This is a genomic window from Streptococcus parasanguinis, assembly GCF_964238605.1.
Lineage (GTDB): Bacteria > Bacillota > Bacilli > Lactobacillales > Streptococcaceae > Streptococcus > Streptococcus parasanguinis_AJ.
In genome coordinates, this window is sequence record NZ_CAXSMM010000013.1 from 38,764 (window position 1) to 52,099 (window position 13,336).

The 13,336-nt window shown below is 39.8% G+C and carries 26 protein-coding genes; 25 read left to right on the forward strand and 1 reads right to left on the reverse strand.

The features are described 5' to 3' along the window. Positions 1–27: 27 nt before the first annotated feature. The 25 genes from rpsS to ACESR9_RS09125 all read left to right on the forward strand — a co-directional run bounded on the left by rpsS (position 28) and on the right by ACESR9_RS09125 (position 13,165). Complete coding sequence (rpsS, locus tag ACESR9_RS09005) at positions 28–309, forward strand: 30S ribosomal protein S19 (RefSeq protein ID WP_000533766.1); 282 nt, start codon at positions 28–30, stop codon at positions 307–309. Positions 310–320: 11 nt separating this feature from the next. Next, positions 321–665: a 50S ribosomal protein L22 gene (gene rplV, locus ACESR9_RS09010; protein WP_000818139.1), complete on the forward strand. Its 345-nt coding sequence runs from the start codon at positions 321–323 to the stop codon at positions 663–665. 12 nt (positions 666–677) lie between these two features. Continuing rightward, positions 678–1,331, forward strand: coding sequence for a 30S ribosomal protein S3 (gene rpsC / locus ACESR9_RS09015; RefSeq protein ID WP_003002336.1), 654 nt, complete (start codon positions 678–680; stop codon positions 1,329–1,331). Positions 1,332–1,334: 3 nt separating this feature from the next. Beyond that, positions 1,335–1,748, forward strand: coding sequence for a 50S ribosomal protein L16 (gene rplP, locus ACESR9_RS09020; RefSeq protein ID WP_000960947.1), 414 nt, complete (start codon positions 1,335–1,337; stop codon positions 1,746–1,748). A gap of 9 nt (positions 1,749–1,757) precedes the next feature. Beyond that, the gene (gene rpmC, locus ACESR9_RS09025) at positions 1,758–1,964 is read left to right on the forward strand and encodes a 50S ribosomal protein L29 (protein ID WP_003002350.1); all 207 of its coding nucleotides are present in this window, start codon (positions 1,758–1,760) and stop codon (positions 1,962–1,964) included. Between the two features lie 23 nt (positions 1,965–1,987). Further along, positions 1,988–2,248 (forward strand): 30S ribosomal protein S17, encoded by a 261-nt coding sequence (rpsQ, locus tag ACESR9_RS09030; RefSeq protein ID WP_003009600.1) that lies wholly within the window; start codon positions 1,988–1,990, stop codon positions 2,246–2,248. Positions 2,249–2,273: 25 nt separating this feature from the next. Then, positions 2,274–2,642 (forward strand): 50S ribosomal protein L14, encoded by a 369-nt coding sequence (rplN, locus tag ACESR9_RS09035; protein WP_003002384.1) that lies wholly within the window; start codon positions 2,274–2,276, stop codon positions 2,640–2,642. A 74-nt stretch (positions 2,643–2,716) separates the two neighbouring features. Beyond that, positions 2,717–3,022 (forward strand): 50S ribosomal protein L24, encoded by a 306-nt coding sequence (gene rplX / locus ACESR9_RS09040; protein WP_003002315.1) that lies wholly within the window; start codon positions 2,717–2,719, stop codon positions 3,020–3,022. Positions 3,023–3,045: 23 nt separating this feature from the next. Then, positions 3,046–3,588: a 50S ribosomal protein L5 gene (gene rplE, locus ACESR9_RS09045; protein WP_003009606.1), complete on the forward strand. Its 543-nt coding sequence runs from the start codon at positions 3,046–3,048 to the stop codon at positions 3,586–3,588. A 17-nt stretch (positions 3,589–3,605) separates the two neighbouring features. Next, entirely contained in the window at positions 3,606–3,791 is a 186-nt protein-coding gene (locus tag ACESR9_RS09050; protein ID WP_001085699.1) for a type Z 30S ribosomal protein S14, read from the forward strand. 283 nt (positions 3,792–4,074) lie between these two features. Next, the gene (rpsH, locus tag ACESR9_RS09055; protein WP_003010897.1) at positions 4,075–4,473 is read left to right on the forward strand and encodes a 30S ribosomal protein S8; all 399 of its coding nucleotides are present in this window, start codon (positions 4,075–4,077) and stop codon (positions 4,471–4,473) included. A gap of 189 nt (positions 4,474–4,662) precedes the next feature. Beyond that, positions 4,663–5,199 carry a 50S ribosomal protein L6 gene (gene rplF / locus ACESR9_RS09060; protein ID WP_003010839.1) on the forward strand — a complete coding sequence of 179 codons (537 nt, stop codon included), beginning with the start codon at positions 4,663–4,665 and terminating at the stop codon, positions 5,197–5,199. Between the two features lie 83 nt (positions 5,200–5,282). Beyond that, positions 5,283–5,639 (forward strand): 50S ribosomal protein L18, encoded by a 357-nt coding sequence (rplR, locus tag ACESR9_RS09065; protein ID WP_003010871.1) that lies wholly within the window; start codon positions 5,283–5,285, stop codon positions 5,637–5,639. Positions 5,640–5,656: 17 nt separating this feature from the next. Next, positions 5,657–6,151 (forward strand): 30S ribosomal protein S5, encoded by a 495-nt coding sequence (gene rpsE / locus ACESR9_RS09070; protein ID WP_003009617.1) that lies wholly within the window; start codon positions 5,657–5,659, stop codon positions 6,149–6,151. A 14-nt stretch (positions 6,152–6,165) separates the two neighbouring features. Continuing rightward, positions 6,166–6,348 carry a 50S ribosomal protein L30 gene (gene rpmD, locus ACESR9_RS09075; RefSeq protein WP_002894509.1) on the forward strand — a complete coding sequence of 61 codons (183 nt, stop codon included), beginning with the start codon at positions 6,166–6,168 and terminating at the stop codon, positions 6,346–6,348. Positions 6,349–6,493: 145 nt separating this feature from the next. After that, the gene (rplO, locus tag ACESR9_RS09080) at positions 6,494–6,934 is read left to right on the forward strand and encodes a 50S ribosomal protein L15 (protein WP_003002405.1); all 441 of its coding nucleotides are present in this window, start codon (positions 6,494–6,496) and stop codon (positions 6,932–6,934) included. A gap of 12 nt (positions 6,935–6,946) precedes the next feature. Next, a complete protein-coding gene (gene secY, locus ACESR9_RS09085; RefSeq protein ID WP_023920186.1) occupies positions 6,947–8,257 on the forward strand; it encodes a preprotein translocase subunit SecY in 1,311 nt (436 codons plus the stop codon). Positions 8,258–8,353: 96 nt separating this feature from the next. Next, a complete protein-coding gene (locus tag ACESR9_RS09090; protein ID WP_021154254.1) occupies positions 8,354–8,992 on the forward strand; it encodes an adenylate kinase in 639 nt (212 codons plus the stop codon). A gap of 116 nt (positions 8,993–9,108) precedes the next feature. After that, on the forward strand, positions 9,109–9,327 hold the full coding sequence (infA, locus tag ACESR9_RS09095; RefSeq protein WP_001029883.1) for a translation initiation factor IF-1: 219 nt from the start codon (positions 9,109–9,111) through the stop codon (positions 9,325–9,327). A 23-nt stretch (positions 9,328–9,350) separates the two neighbouring features. Next, complete coding sequence (rpmJ, locus tag ACESR9_RS09100) at positions 9,351–9,467, forward strand: 50S ribosomal protein L36 (protein WP_001808836.1); 117 nt, start codon at positions 9,351–9,353, stop codon at positions 9,465–9,467. Positions 9,468–9,484: 17 nt separating this feature from the next. Continuing rightward, positions 9,485–9,850: a 30S ribosomal protein S13 gene (gene rpsM / locus ACESR9_RS09105; protein ID WP_003009631.1), complete on the forward strand. Its 366-nt coding sequence runs from the start codon at positions 9,485–9,487 to the stop codon at positions 9,848–9,850. 23 nt (positions 9,851–9,873) lie between these two features. Next, a complete protein-coding gene (rpsK, locus tag ACESR9_RS09110) occupies positions 9,874–10,257 on the forward strand; it encodes a 30S ribosomal protein S11 (protein ID WP_003002390.1) in 384 nt (127 codons plus the stop codon). A 45-nt stretch (positions 10,258–10,302) separates the two neighbouring features. Further along, a complete protein-coding gene (locus tag ACESR9_RS09115) occupies positions 10,303–11,241 on the forward strand; it encodes a DNA-directed RNA polymerase subunit alpha (RefSeq protein WP_003009635.1) in 939 nt (312 codons plus the stop codon). An 11-nt stretch (positions 11,242–11,252) separates the two neighbouring features. Beyond that, positions 11,253–11,639, forward strand: coding sequence for a 50S ribosomal protein L17 (rplQ, locus tag ACESR9_RS09120; RefSeq protein WP_003002399.1), 387 nt, complete (start codon positions 11,253–11,255; stop codon positions 11,637–11,639). Between the two features lie 254 nt (positions 11,640–11,893). Further along, positions 11,894–13,165, forward strand: a complete 1,272-nt coding sequence (locus ACESR9_RS09125; protein WP_373106337.1) for a glutamate-cysteine ligase family protein — start codon at positions 11,894–11,896, stop codon at positions 13,163–13,165. On the opposite strand, the gene ACESR9_RS09130 is transcribed toward ACESR9_RS09125, so the two are convergent. Then, positions 13,157–13,336 (reverse strand): hypothetical protein (locus tag ACESR9_RS09130; protein ID WP_373106338.1); only part of this gene is annotated, 180 nt, incomplete at its 5' end. The two genes, ACESR9_RS09125 and ACESR9_RS09130, sit on opposite strands and share 9 nt — an antisense overlap.

The window sequence follows — 13,336 nt, forward strand, 5'->3', positions numbered from 1 at the left end:
CTAAATTTTAAAGGAGAAAATTACAAAATGGGACGTAGTCTTAAAAAAGGACCTTTCGTCGATGAGCATTTGATGAAAAAAGTTGAAGCTCAAGCAAACGACGAAAAGAAAAAAGTAATTAAAACTTGGTCACGTCGTTCAACGATCTTCCCAAGTTTCATCGGATACACTATCGCAGTTTATGATGGACGTAAACATGTACCTGTTTACATCCAAGAAGACATGGTAGGTCACAAGCTTGGTGAATTTGCACCAACTCGTACTTACAAAGGTCACGCGGCAGACGACAAGAAGACACGTAGAAAATAAGGAGAACATAAATGGCAGAAATTACTTCAGCTAAAGCAATGGCTCGTACAGTGCGTGTTTCACCTCGTAAATCACGTCTTGTTCTTGACAACATCCGTGGTAAAAGCGTAGCCGATGCCATCGCTATTTTGACATTCACACCAAACAAAGCTGCAGGGATCATCCTTAAAGTGTTGAACTCAGCAGTAGCAAACGCTGAAAACAACTTTGGTTTGGAAAAAGCTAACTTGGTAGTATCTGAAGCATTCGCAAACGAAGGACCAACAATGAAACGTTTCCGTCCACGTGCGAAAGGTTCAGCTTCACCAATCAACAAACGTACAGCTCACATCACAGTAGCTGTTGCAGAAAAATAAGGAGGTAAACTCGTGGGTCAAAAAGTACATCCAATTGGTATGCGTGTTGGTATCATCCGTGATTGGGATGCCAAATGGTATGCTGAAAAAGAATACGCGGATTACCTTCATGAAGATCTTGCAATCCGTAAATTCATTCAAAAAGAATTGGCTGACGCAGCTGTTTCAACTATTGAAATCGAACGCGCAGTAAACAAAGTTAACGTTTCTCTTCACACTGCTAAACCAGGTATGGTGATCGGTAAAGGTGGGGCAAACGTTGATGCACTTCGTGCAGCTCTTAACAAATTGACTGGTAAACAAGTACACATCAACATCATTGAGATCAAACGTCCTGACTTGGATGCTCACCTTGTTGGTGAAGGAATCGCTCGTCAATTGGAACAACGTGTTGCTTTCCGTCGTGCACAAAAACAAGCGATCCAACGTGCTATGCGTGCTGGAGCTAAAGGAATCAAAACTCAAGTATCAGGTCGTTTGAACGGTGCAGATATTGCCCGTGCGGAAGGATACTCTGAAGGAACTGTTCCGCTTCACACACTTCGCGCTGATATCGATTACGCTTGGGAAGAAGCAGACACTACTTACGGTAAACTTGGTGTTAAAGTATGGATCTACCGTGGTGAAGTTCTTCCAGCTCGTAAAGACGCTAAAGGAGGTAAATAACCAATGTTAGTACCTAAACGTGTAAAACACCGTCGCGAATTCCGTGGTAAAATGCGCGGTGAAGCAAAAGGTGGAAAAGAAGTAGCATTCGGTGAATACGGTCTTCAAGCTACAACTAGCCACTGGATCACAAACCGTCAAATCGAAGCTGCTCGTATCGCCATGACTCGTTACATGAAACGTGGTGGTAAAGTTTGGATTAAGATTTTCCCACACAAATCATACACCGCTAAAGCTATCGGGGTACGTATGGGATCTGGTAAAGGGGCTCCTGAAGGTTGGGTAGCACCAGTTAAACGTGGTAAAGTGATGTTCGAAATCGCTGGTGTATCTGAAGAGATCGCGCGCGAAGCACTTCGTCTTGCTAGCCACAAATTGCCAGTTAAAACTAAATTTGTGAAACGTGAAGCAGAATAAGGAGAGGTCATGAAACTTACAGAAGTAAAAGAATTTGTTAAAGAACTTCGTGGTCTTTCTCAAGAAGAACTCGCGAAGCGTGAAAATGAATTGAAGAAAGAATTGTTTGAACTTCGTTTCCAAGCAGCTGCTGGTCAATTGGAACAAACTGGACGTTTGAAAGAAGTGAAAAAACAAATCGCTCGTATCAAAACTGTTCAATCAGAAGCTAAATAATAGACTAGGGAAGGAGAATTTCAATGGAACGCAATAATCGTAAAGTTCTTGTTGGACGCGTTGTGTCTGACAAAATGGACAAAACAATCACAGTTGTAGTTGAAACTAAACGTAACCACCCAGTCTATGGTAAACGTATCAACTATTCTAAAAAATACAAAGCTCATGATGAAAACAATGTTGCTAAAGAAGGCGATATCGTTCGTATCATGGAAACTCGTCCGCTTTCAGCTACAAAACGCTTCCGTCTTGTAGAAGTCGTTGAAAAAGCGGTCATCATCTAATCATACCTGAAAGGAGAAAACGTAAATGATTCAAACAGAAACTCGTTTGAAAGTCGCTGACAACAGTGGCGCACGCGAAATCTTGACAATCAAAGTTCTTGGTGGTTCAAAACGTAAATTCGCGAGCATCGGTGATGTAATCGTTGCATCTGTAAAACAAGCTACTCCTGGTGGTGCGGTTAAGAAAGGTGACGTTGTAAAAGCTGTTATCGTTCGTACTAAATCAGGTGCTCGTCGTAAAGATGGTTCATACATCAAGTTCGACGAAAATGCAGCAGTGATCATCCGTGATGACAAAACTCCTCGCGGAACTCGTATCTTTGGCCCAGTTGCACGTGAATTGCGTGACGGTGGTTTCATGAAGATCGTATCACTTGCTCCAGAAGTACTTTAATCAATAAAAAAACAAACACAGTCCCCTGGCTCAGCCAGGGTGCCCGTCGGGCGTAAGAATAAAAGGAGAATAAAATGTTTGTAAAAAAAGGCGACAAAGTTCGCGTTATCGCTGGCAAAGACAAAGGCGTAGAAGCTGTTGTTCTTACTGCTCTTCCAAAAGTAAATAAAGTTGTTGTAGAAGGTGTAAACATCATCAAGAAACACCAACGTCCAAATAACGAAAACCCTCAAGGTGCGATCGTTGAAAAAGAAGCTCCAATCCATGCTTCTAACGTTCAAGTTTTGGATAAAAACGGTGTTGCTGGACGTGTTGGCTACAAATTTGTAGACGGCAAAAAAGTTCGCTACAACAAAAAATCAGGCGAAGTGCTTGACTAATCACGAAGGAAAGGAGAAGTATAATGGCTAATCGTTTAAAAGAAAAATACCTTAATGAAGTAGTACCATCATTGACTGAACAGTTCAACTATTCATCAGTTATGGCTGTGCCAAAAGTTGATAAAATCGTTTTGAACATGGGTGTTGGTGATGCAGTATCAAATGCTAAAAACCTTGAAAAAGCTGCTGAAGAGCTTGCTTTGATCTCAGGTCAAAAACCATTGATCACTAAGGCTAAAAAATCAATCGCCGGCTTCCGTCTTCGTGAAGGTGTTGCGATCGGTGCAAAAGTTACCCTTCGTGGTGAACGTATGTACGAATTCTTGGATAAATTGGTAACAGTTTCACTTCCACGTGTACGTGACTTCCATGGTGTTCCAACTAAATCATTTGATGGACGCGGAAACTACACACTTGGTGTGAAAGAACAATTGATCTTCCCAGAAATCAACTTTGATGATGTTGATAAAACTCGTGGTTTGGATATCGTAATCGTAACTACAGCGAACACAGACGAAGAATCACGTGCATTGCTTACTGGCCTCGGAATGCCGTTTGCAAAATAATATAGGAGGTAAAACTAATGGCTAAAAAATCTATGATTGCTAAGAACAAACGCCCAGCGAAGTTCTCTACTCAAGCATACACTCGCTGTGAACGTTGTGGACGTCCACACTCAGTTTACCGCAAGTTTAAACTTTGCCGTGTTTGCTTCCGTGAATTGGCATACAAAGGTCAAATCCCAGGTGTCACAAAAGCATCTTGGTAATTTAAGATATCAAGGGCGTTAAAACTCCAAGTGAAAATAGGAAACTTGACGAAGAAACTTTAGTTTCTAGGAAAGTTTATCTTTTTCACACAGAGTTTAGCCCGGGTTCAGTTGGGCTTGCCAATTTGAACACGAGCTACAGCTTTGGCAAAAAAGACCAATTTTCTTTGGAGCATCGCTCCTGCATCAAATTGCCTATTTTTGCTCTCGCTGTTACGCTCTCTGTATCATGTATTAACTAGCAAGTGCAACTTGCAAACTACTAGTAAGAGGAGAAATTATAATGGTTATGACTGACCCAATCGCAGACTTCCTTACACGTATTCGTAATGCTAACCAAGCAAAACACGAAGTACTTGAAGTACCTGCATCAAACATCAAAAAAGGGATTGCTGAAATCCTTAAACGCGAAGGTTTTGTAAAAAACGTTGAATTCATCGAAGATGACAAACAAGGCATCATCCGTGTATTCTTGAAATACGGACAAAATGGTGAAAAAGTTATCACAAACTTGAAACGTGTATCAAAACCAGGTTTGCGTGTTTACAAAAAACGTGAAGATCTTCCAAAAGTTCTTAACGGACTTGGAATTGCTATCCTTTCAACTTCTGAAGGTTTGCTTACTGATAAAGAAGCACGCCAAAAGAACGTTGGTGGGGAAGTTATCGCTTACGTTTGGTAATATTTAGCTCCCAATTTCGTTGTGACTCTTCGTTATTGTCTCTTGCCTAACCCAAAGTTATGTCTGCGAGACAATGCCTCGACTCACTTAGAAATTGAGACCTAAACATTAACTTTTAAATCAAAAAGATTTAAACCCCGTGAAAACTGGCCCGCAAAGGCCTGACAATTTAACAGGAGAATAAAAAACATGTCACGTATTGGTAATAAAGTTATCGTGTTGCCTGCTGGTGTTGAAATCACTAACAATGACAACGTTGTAACTGTAAAAGGACCTAAAGGAGAACTTACTCGTACGTTCTCAAAAGATATTGAAATCCGTGTGGAAGGTACTGAAGTAACACTTCACCGTCCAAACGATTCAAAAGAAATGAAAACAATCCACGGAACAACTCGTGCCCTTTTGAACAACATGGTTACTGGTGTATCAGAAGGATTCAAGAAAGAACTTGAAATGCGCGGGGTTGGATACCGTGCACAACTTCAAGGATCAAAACTTGTTTTGGCTGTTGGTAAATCACACCCAGACGAAGTTGAAGCTCCAGAAGGAATTACTTTTGAACTTCCAAACCCAACAACAATCGTTGTTAGCGGAATTTCAAAAGAAGTAGTTGGTCAAACAGCTGCTTATGTACGTAGCCTTCGTTCACCTGAACCATACAAAGGTAAAGGGATCCGTTATGTTGGTGAATACGTTCGCCGCAAAGAAGGTAAAACAGGTAAATAATGTAGTTTGGTTGTTTTTCAACCAAACTTCATCTTACCAACTCAGTGCTTAGCACATGATTTTAAAATTAAGAGGTGAAAATTGTGATTTCGAAACCAGATAAAAACAAAATCCGTCAAAAACGCCACCGTCGCGTTCGCGGAAAACTCTCTGGAACTGCTGATCGCCCACGTTTGAACGTATTCCGTTCTAATACAGGCATCTACGCTCAAGTAATTGATGACGTAGCGGGTGTAACGCTCGCAAGCGCTTCAACTCTTGACAAAGAAGTTTCAAAAGGAACTAAAACTGAACAAGCCGTTGTTGTCGGCAAACTTGTTGCTGAACGTGCAGTTGCTAAAGGTATTTCTGAAGTGGTGTTCGACCGCGGTGGATATCTATATCACGGACGTGTTAAAGCTTTGGCTGATGCAGCTCGTGAAAACGGATTGAAATTCTAATAGGAGGACACTAGAAAATGGCATTTAAAGATAATGCAGTTGAACTTGAAGAACGCGTAGTTGCCATCAACCGTGTAACAAAAGTTGTTAAAGGTGGACGTCGTCTTCGTTTTGCAGCTCTTGTAGTTGTTGGTGACCGTAATGGCCGTGTTGGATTTGGTACTGGTAAAGCTCAAGAAGTTCCAGAAGCAATCCGTAAGGCTGTTGAAGATGCTAAGAAAAACTTGATCGAAGTTCCTATGGTTGGAACAACAATTCCACACGAAGTAACATCAGTATTTGGTGGAGCTCGTGTATTGTTGAAACCAGCTATCGAAGGGGCTGGGGTTGCTGCAGGTGGAGCAGTTCGTGCCGTTGTCGAATTGGCAGGTATTGCAGATGTTACATCTAAATCACTTGGATCAAACACTCCAATCAACATCGTTCGTGCAACTGTTAACGGTTTGGCACAATTGAAACGCGCTGATGAAGTTGCTGCCCTTCGTGGTATTTCAGTTTCTGACTTGGCTTAAGAAAGGAGATTCAAATGGCTCAAATTAAAATTACTTTGACTAAGTCTCCAATCGGACGCATCCCGTCACAACGTAAAACTGTTGTAGCACTTGGACTTGGCAAATTGAACAGCTCTGTTATTAAAGAAGATAACCCAGCAGTACGTGGTATGATCACTGCTGTATCTCACTTGGTAACAGTTGAAGAAGTAAAATAATCTATTTAAAATAGAAACAAAGTTTTCAGGGGTATGAGAAGTTCTCATCCCCTAAAACTAAATATAAGTATAGGCGAGTTTGTAGTTAGGACACCTTTTCCTGATTACATGCGTTAGCAATTTACAAAAGAGGAGAAAATAAATAATGAAACTTCATGAATTACAACCTGCTACAGGTTCACGTAAAGTCCGCAACCGTGTTGGTCGTGGTACTTCATCTGGTAATGGTAAAACTTCTGGCCGTGGTCAAAAAGGTCAAAAAGCTCGTAGCGGTGGCGGTGTACGTCTTGGTTTTGAAGGTGGACAAACTCCATTGTTCCGTCGTCTTCCAAAACGTGGATTTACAAACATCAACGCTAAAGAATATGCTATTGTGAACCTTGATCAATTGAACGCCTTTGAAGATGGTGCTGAAGTAACTCCAGTAGTACTTGTAGAATCAGGAATTGTAAAAGCTGAAAAATCAGGTATCAAAATTCTTGGTAACGGAGAATTGACTAAGAAGTTGACTGTTAAAGCAGCTAAATTCTCTAAATCAGCTGAAGAAGCTATCACTGCTAAAGGTGGTTCAGTTGAAGTCATCTAAGTGAGGTGACCTATGTTTTTTAAATTATTAAAAGATGCATTTAAGGTGAAACAAGTACGGTCGAAGATTTTATTTACGATCTTCATCATTCTTGTTTTCCGCATTGGGACCACGATTACAGTGCCTGGTGTAAATGCGAAAATTCTGAACAACCTTCAAGATGTGTCCTTCTTGAACATGCTCAGTTTGGTTTCTGGGAATGCCATGAGGAACTTCTCAGTTTTCGCATTAGGGGTTAGCCCATACATTACAGCTTCGATCGTCGTGCAACTTTTGCAAATGGATCTGTTGCCTAAGTTTGTTGAATGGGGCAAACAAGGGGAAGTTGGTCGAAGAAAGCTCAACCAAGCAACACGCTATATTTCTTTGGTTCTAGCCTTTGTTCAATCCATCGGGATTACAGCCACCTTCCACACTTTGTCTCAGGCGAAATTAGTCGCAACTCCAAATACCAAGACCTATCTATTAATCGGTGCGATTCTGACGACCGGTTCCATGATTGTGACTTGGCTTGGAGAACAAATCACAGATAAAGGGTACGGTAATGGTGTTTCAATGATTATCTTTGCAGGGATTGTGTCATCAATTCCTGAGATGATTAAAGAAATCTATGAAAATGCATTTGTGAATGTTCGTTCTGGTCAAATGACCAATTCCCTCATTTTTGTTGGGGTATTAATCCTTGCTGTCTTGGTTATTGTTTACTTTACAACCTTTGTGGAGCAAGCACAATACAAGATTCCAATCCAATATACAAAGATTGCACAAGGAGCTCCATCAAGTTCTTACCTACCTTTGAAAGTAAACCCAGCAGGAGTTATTCCTGTCATCTTCGCTAGTTCGATTACAGCAGCGCCTGCTGCAATTTTCCAAGTGATTAGCGCTATGGGTTACAATGCAGGATGGGTGAAAACAGCTCAAGCCATGTTGGCTACAAACACACCAACTGGTGTGGCAATGTATGCCTTATTGATCATTCTCTTCACCTTCTTCTACACGTTTGTTCAGATCAATCCTGAAAAAACGGCAGAAAACCTTCAAAAGAGTGGTGCCTATATCCCAGGCGTCCGCCCTGGTAAGGGGACAGAAGAGTTTATGTCTCGTTTGCTACGTCGTTTAGCAAGCGTCGGATCAGTATTCCTTGGCTTTATTACCATCATTCCAATCCTGGCTCGAGATTTATTTGGTTTGACAGATGCAGTTGCTCTTGGAGGAACTAGTTTGTTAATCATTATTTCAACAGGTATTGAGGGAATGAAACAATTAGAAGGCTACTTATTAAAACGTAAGTATGTCGGATTTATGGACACAACAACAGAATAGAATAAGGTTGACTTTGTCAGCCTTCTATTTTGTTTTTAAATGGAAATAGGAATTCGCTCCTGCTTCCATTTAAAAACAAAATAAGGAGAATTCATCATGAATCTTTTAATTATGGGGTTGCCTGGAGCAGGTAAAGGAACTCAAGCAGCTAAAATCGTTGAAGAGTTTCACGTAGCGCATATCTCCACTGGAGATATGTTCCGCGCAGCGATGGCTAACCAAACTGAAATGGGTGTATTGGCAAAATCATACATTGATAAAGGTGAGTTGGTACCAGATGAAGTAACCAATGGAATTGTAAAAGAACGCCTTGCTCAAGATGATATTAAAGAAACAGGTTTCTTGTTAGACGGATATCCACGTACCATTGAGCAAGCTCATGCTTTAGATAAAACATTGGCTGAACTTGGTATTGAGCTTGAAGGTGTTATCAACATCGAAGTAAATCCAGACAGTCTTTTAGAGCGTTTGAGCGGACGTATCATTCATCGTCAAACTGGAGAAACTTTCCATAAAGTATTCAATCCACCAGTTGATTACAAAGAGGAAGATTACTACCAACGTGAAGATGATAAACCTGAGACAGTAAAACGTCGTTTGGATGTTAATATTGCCCAAGGTGAACCAATCATTGAATTTTATCGTTCAAAAGGACTCGTACATGACATCCAAGGGAACCAAGATATCAATGATGTATTTTCAGACATTGAAAAAGTCTTGTCAAATTTGAAATAAAAGCGTTTTTCATGCTTGCAATATTGGACAACTAGTGTTACAATTAGTTAGTCTGACTTATAATTGTTACCTCTGTGCTCAGAGGAATGAATCGAAATTTATGGAGGTACTTTTGCGTGGCAAAAGACGATGTGATTGAAGTAGAAGGCAAAGTAGTCGATACAATGCCGAATGCTATGTTTACGGTTGAACTTGAAAATGGACATCAGATTTTAGCAACAGTTTCTGGTAAAATTCGTAAAAACTATATTCGTATTTTAGCGGGAGATCGTGTTACAGTGGAGATGAGTCCGTACGATTTGACACGTGGACGTATCACATACCGCTTTAAATAATCGAAAAACTTGGAGGGATAAAAATGAAAGTAAGACCATCGGTCAAACCAATTTGCGAATACTGTAAAGTAATTCGTCGTAATGGTCGTGTTATGGTAATTTGCCCAGCAAATCCAAAACACAAACAACGTCAAGGATAAGATAGAAAGGAGAAAACATGGCTCGTATTGCTGGAGTTGACATTCCAAATGACAAACGTGTAGTAATTTCATTGACTTATGTGTACGGTATCGGACTTCCAACATCTAAGAAAATCCTTGCTGCTGCAGGCGTTTCTGAAGATATTCGTGTTCGCGATCTTACACCAGATCAAGAAGATGCTATCCGTCGTGAAGTTGACGCAATCAAAGTTGAAGGTGACCTTCGTCGTGAAGTAAACTTGAACATCAAACGCTTGATGGAAATCGGTTCATACCGTGGTATCCGTCACCGTCGTGGACTTCCAGTTCGTGGACAAAACACTAAAAACAATGCTCGCACTCGTAAAGGTAAAGCTGTTGCGATTGCAGGTAAGAAAAAATAAAATAAAATAAGGAGGTAAAAATCTTGGCTAAACCAACACGTAAACGTCGTGTGAAAAAGAATATCGAATCTGGTATTGCTCATATTCACGCTACATTTAACAACACAATTGTTATGATTACTGATGTGCATGGTAACGCAATCGCTTGGTCATCTGCAGGTGCACTTGGATTTAAAGGTTCTCGTAAATCTACACCATTTGCTGCTCAAATGGCATCAGAAGCTGCTGCAAAAGCTGCTCAAGAACACGGACTTAAATCTGTTGAAGTAACTGTTAAAGGTCCTGGTTCAGGTCGTGAGTCTGCTATTCGTGCACTTGCTGCTGCTGGTCTTGAAGTAACTGCAATCCGCGATGTAACTCCTGTACCACACAATGGTGCTCGTCCTCCAAAACGTCGCCGTGTATAATCATCAACAATTACACAGCTTTTCGTTTAAGAGGGAGTATAGCAAATGATTGAGTTTGAAAAACCAAATATAACAAAAATTGATGAAAACAAAGATTATGGCGTGTTTGTCGTAGAACCACTTGAACGTGGCTATGGTACAACACTTGGAAACTCACTTCGTCGTGTACTTCTGGCTTCACTTCCAGGTGCAGCTGTCACTTCAATCAACATTGAAGGTGTACTCCACGAATTTGATACCGTTCCAGGAGTCCGTGAAGACGTTATGCAAATTATTCTTAACGTTAAAGGAATCGCCGTTAAATCTTACGTCCAAGACGAAAAGATTATTGAACTTGATGTAGAAGGACCTGCAGAAGTAACTGCTGGAGATATTCTTACTGATAGTGACATCGAAATTGTAAACCCTGATCATTATCTATTTACAATCGGAGAAGGAGCATCTTTGAAAGCAACGCTTACTGTAAACAGTGGACGTGGCTATGTTCCAGCTGATCAAAACAAAAAAGATGATGCACCAGTGGGAACACTTGCTGTAGATTCAATCTATACGCCAGTGACTAAAGTCAATTACCAAGTTGAACCAGCACGCGTTGGTAGCAACGATGGCTTTGACAAGCTAACCCTTGAAATTTTGACAAATGGGACAATCATTCCAGAAGATGCCTTAGGTTTGTCTGCTCGTATTTTGACAGAACACCTAAATCTATTCACAAACTTAACTGAAATTGCTATTGCAACAGATGTTATGAAGGAAGTAGATACAACTTCTGATGATCGCATTTTAGAACGTACGATCGAAGAATTAGATCTTTCAGTTCGTTCATATAACTGTTTGAAACGTGCTGGCATTAATACTGTTTACGATTTGACTGAAAAATCAGAAGCAGAAATGATGAAAGTTCGTAACTTGGGACGTAAGAGTCTTGAAGAAGTTAAAATCAAACTTGCCGACTTAGGCCTTGGGTTAAAAAACGATAAATAGAGGAGGAATACATGGCTTACCGTAAACTAGGACGCACTAGCTCACAACGTAAAGCGATGCTTCGCGATTTGACTACAGATCTTATCATCAATGAAGCAATTGTAACAACTGAAGCACGTGCGAAAGAAATCCGTAAATCAGTTGAAAAAATGATTACTTTGGGTAAACGTGGTGATTTGCATGCACGTCGTCAAGCTGCTGCATTCGTACGTAACGAAGTTGCATCACAAAACTTTGATGAAGAAACAGGTAAATACTCAGAAACAACTGCACTTCAAAAATTGTTCTCTGAATTAGCACCTCGTTATGCTGAGCGCAATGGTGGATATACTCGTATCCTTAAAACTGAACCACGTCGTGGTGATGCTGCGCCAATGGCTATCATCGAATTGGTATAATATCATCAATTTTGTTGAGTGTTATGATGATGGAATACACTGTTATTCTTAGTCTAGCTCTGGTCTACCGCTGGGGATTTTCCCCAGCGGGAACACTCATCATATTGAATGAATGGTAGACGCTTGTTTACGAAATTGCTTTAATTTAAAACAATTTCGTAAGCAGGCGTTTTGTCTTGCTTTTCATGAGTAGTCGAGAATAGCAAAAAATGATATAATGAAACCCATATCTCCATTAGAAGAAAAAGGATTCAATGACAAAACAACAAGCAATTAAATTACTAAAAGAGAAGTACCTTAGTAATATGAAAGAGGATTCGGAACTCTTTGTCGGAGTTGAATTAGAGTTCCCGATTGTAGAAATAAATGGAAACAAAACAAATATAGAGGTGACGAAAAATCTTTTTCGAACCTTAGCCAACTTATCAGATTTTGAAGTCGAAAAAATAGATGACGATCAAAATCCAATTCAATTGGTTCACTGCTCTTCTAAAGATCGTATTCTATTCGAGTTGAGTTACAATACAATTGAATTTGCATTTGAGAGAGCTCATTCTATAAATGAGGTAGCCAAACGTTTTGAGGCCTATTTGGAGATCATTCAACCGATTTTGCAAGAAAATAATCACGAAATCCAAGGGCACGGAATCCATCCTTTGTGGAAAGAAAATGATAATAGCCCAGTGAAAATCGAACGATACAAGATGTTAATGGCTTTCCTTGCAATGAATGGTACAGGGATGAAAACACATTCCTATCCTTCGTACGGAGCATTTATATGCGGAAACCAGGTTCAATTGGATGTAAGGCGCGATAACTATCTTCGCATCATTAATGCATTTAATAAAATTGAAGCAGCAAAAGCATATTTGTTTTCTAACTCAGAATTTTCAGCAGAAGTTTGGGATACAAAAATTGCCAGAGATATTTTCTGGGAAGAATCCTTACATGGTTATTATAAGGAAAATGTAGGGATTTATCCTAAGGAATACCAAAGCGAAGAAGAGTTTTTTAATAATCTCGCTAGAACGGCTATTTTTACGGCAACTAGAGAGGGGAAATCTTATTATTTTAAACCAATTCGAGTCGAGGACTATCTAGATCAAAAAGAAATTACAGCCTATACGGCTGATGGGAATGAGAAAATCATTAACCCTGTAAAAGAAGATCTAAAACAACATCGAAGTTACCAATTTCAAGATCTAACTGCTCGTGGGACTGTGGAATTTAGAAGTGTTTGTACACAACCATTAGAAACAACCTTTGCCCCGATAGCCTTTGAGTTGGGCTTATTTGTAGAATTAGAAAAACTAGAAAACTATTTAGAAGATTCTTCATTCATTAAAAATGAAGAACAGGACTATCGAAAACTTAGAAAGAAATATTCAAAGAAAATTCTAAGTAAAGACGAAAAAGAAGCGATACAATCCTTTTCAAAAGATCTTCTAGACATAGCTGAAGCAGGTTTAATGAAAAGAGGTTACGGAGAAGAAAAATTTCTCATCATTAAAAAAGAACTAGACTAATAGAAAAGCCTGTAATACAGGCTTTTCTTTGTTTCTTTCAAAAAAACTTTCAAAAAAATAAAATTTTTTGGAAAAAAGTGTTGACAGTAAGGTAAGGTCATGATATACTAATATAGTTGTCGCGCGAGAGCGACAAAGACCTTTGAAAACTGAACAAGACGAACCAATGTG

Excerpts from the sequence above, each read along its gene's own strand:
- rpsS (WP_000533766.1), top strand. The coding sequence starts at position 28 with ATGGGACGTAGTCTTAAAAAAGGACCTTTCGTCGATGAGCATTTGATG.
- rplV (WP_000818139.1), top strand. The coding sequence starts at position 321 with ATGGCAGAAATTACTTCAGCTAAAGCAATGGCTCGTACAGTGCGTGTT.
- rplP (WP_000960947.1), top strand. The coding sequence starts at position 1,335 with ATGTTAGTACCTAAACGTGTAAAACACCGTCGCGAATTCCGTGGTAAA.
- rpmC (WP_003002350.1), top strand. The coding sequence starts at position 1,758 with ATGAAACTTACAGAAGTAAAAGAATTTGTTAAAGAACTTCGTGGTCTT.
- rpsQ (WP_003009600.1), top strand. The coding sequence starts at position 1,988 with ATGGAACGCAATAATCGTAAAGTTCTTGTTGGACGCGTTGTGTCTGAC.
- rplN (WP_003002384.1), top strand. The coding sequence starts at position 2,274 with ATGATTCAAACAGAAACTCGTTTGAAAGTCGCTGACAACAGTGGCGCA.
- rplX (WP_003002315.1), top strand. The coding sequence starts at position 2,717 with ATGTTTGTAAAAAAAGGCGACAAAGTTCGCGTTATCGCTGGCAAAGAC.
- rplE (WP_003009606.1), top strand. The coding sequence starts at position 3,046 with ATGGCTAATCGTTTAAAAGAAAAATACCTTAATGAAGTAGTACCATCA.
- ACESR9_RS09050 (WP_001085699.1), top strand. The coding sequence starts at position 3,606 with ATGGCTAAAAAATCTATGATTGCTAAGAACAAACGCCCAGCGAAGTTC.
- rpsH (WP_003010897.1), top strand. The coding sequence starts at position 4,075 with ATGGTTATGACTGACCCAATCGCAGACTTCCTTACACGTATTCGTAAT.
- rplF (WP_003010839.1), top strand. The coding sequence starts at position 4,663 with ATGTCACGTATTGGTAATAAAGTTATCGTGTTGCCTGCTGGTGTTGAA.
- rpsE (WP_003009617.1), top strand. The coding sequence starts at position 5,657 with ATGGCATTTAAAGATAATGCAGTTGAACTTGAAGAACGCGTAGTTGCC.
- rpmD (WP_002894509.1), top strand. The coding sequence starts at position 6,166 with ATGGCTCAAATTAAAATTACTTTGACTAAGTCTCCAATCGGACGCATC.
- rplO (WP_003002405.1), top strand. The coding sequence starts at position 6,494 with ATGAAACTTCATGAATTACAACCTGCTACAGGTTCACGTAAAGTCCGC.
- secY (WP_023920186.1), top strand. The coding sequence starts at position 6,947 with ATGTTTTTTAAATTATTAAAAGATGCATTTAAGGTGAAACAAGTACGG.
- ACESR9_RS09090 (WP_021154254.1), top strand. The coding sequence starts at position 8,354 with ATGAATCTTTTAATTATGGGGTTGCCTGGAGCAGGTAAAGGAACTCAA.
- rpmJ (WP_001808836.1), top strand. The coding sequence starts at position 9,351 with ATGAAAGTAAGACCATCGGTCAAACCAATTTGCGAATACTGTAAAGTA.
- rpsM (WP_003009631.1), top strand. The coding sequence starts at position 9,485 with ATGGCTCGTATTGCTGGAGTTGACATTCCAAATGACAAACGTGTAGTA.
- ACESR9_RS09115 (WP_003009635.1), top strand. The coding sequence starts at position 10,303 with ATGATTGAGTTTGAAAAACCAAATATAACAAAAATTGATGAAAACAAA.
- rplQ (WP_003002399.1), top strand. The coding sequence starts at position 11,253 with ATGGCTTACCGTAAACTAGGACGCACTAGCTCACAACGTAAAGCGATG.
- ACESR9_RS09125 (WP_373106337.1), top strand. The coding sequence starts at position 11,894 with ATGACAAAACAACAAGCAATTAAATTACTAAAAGAGAAGTACCTTAGT.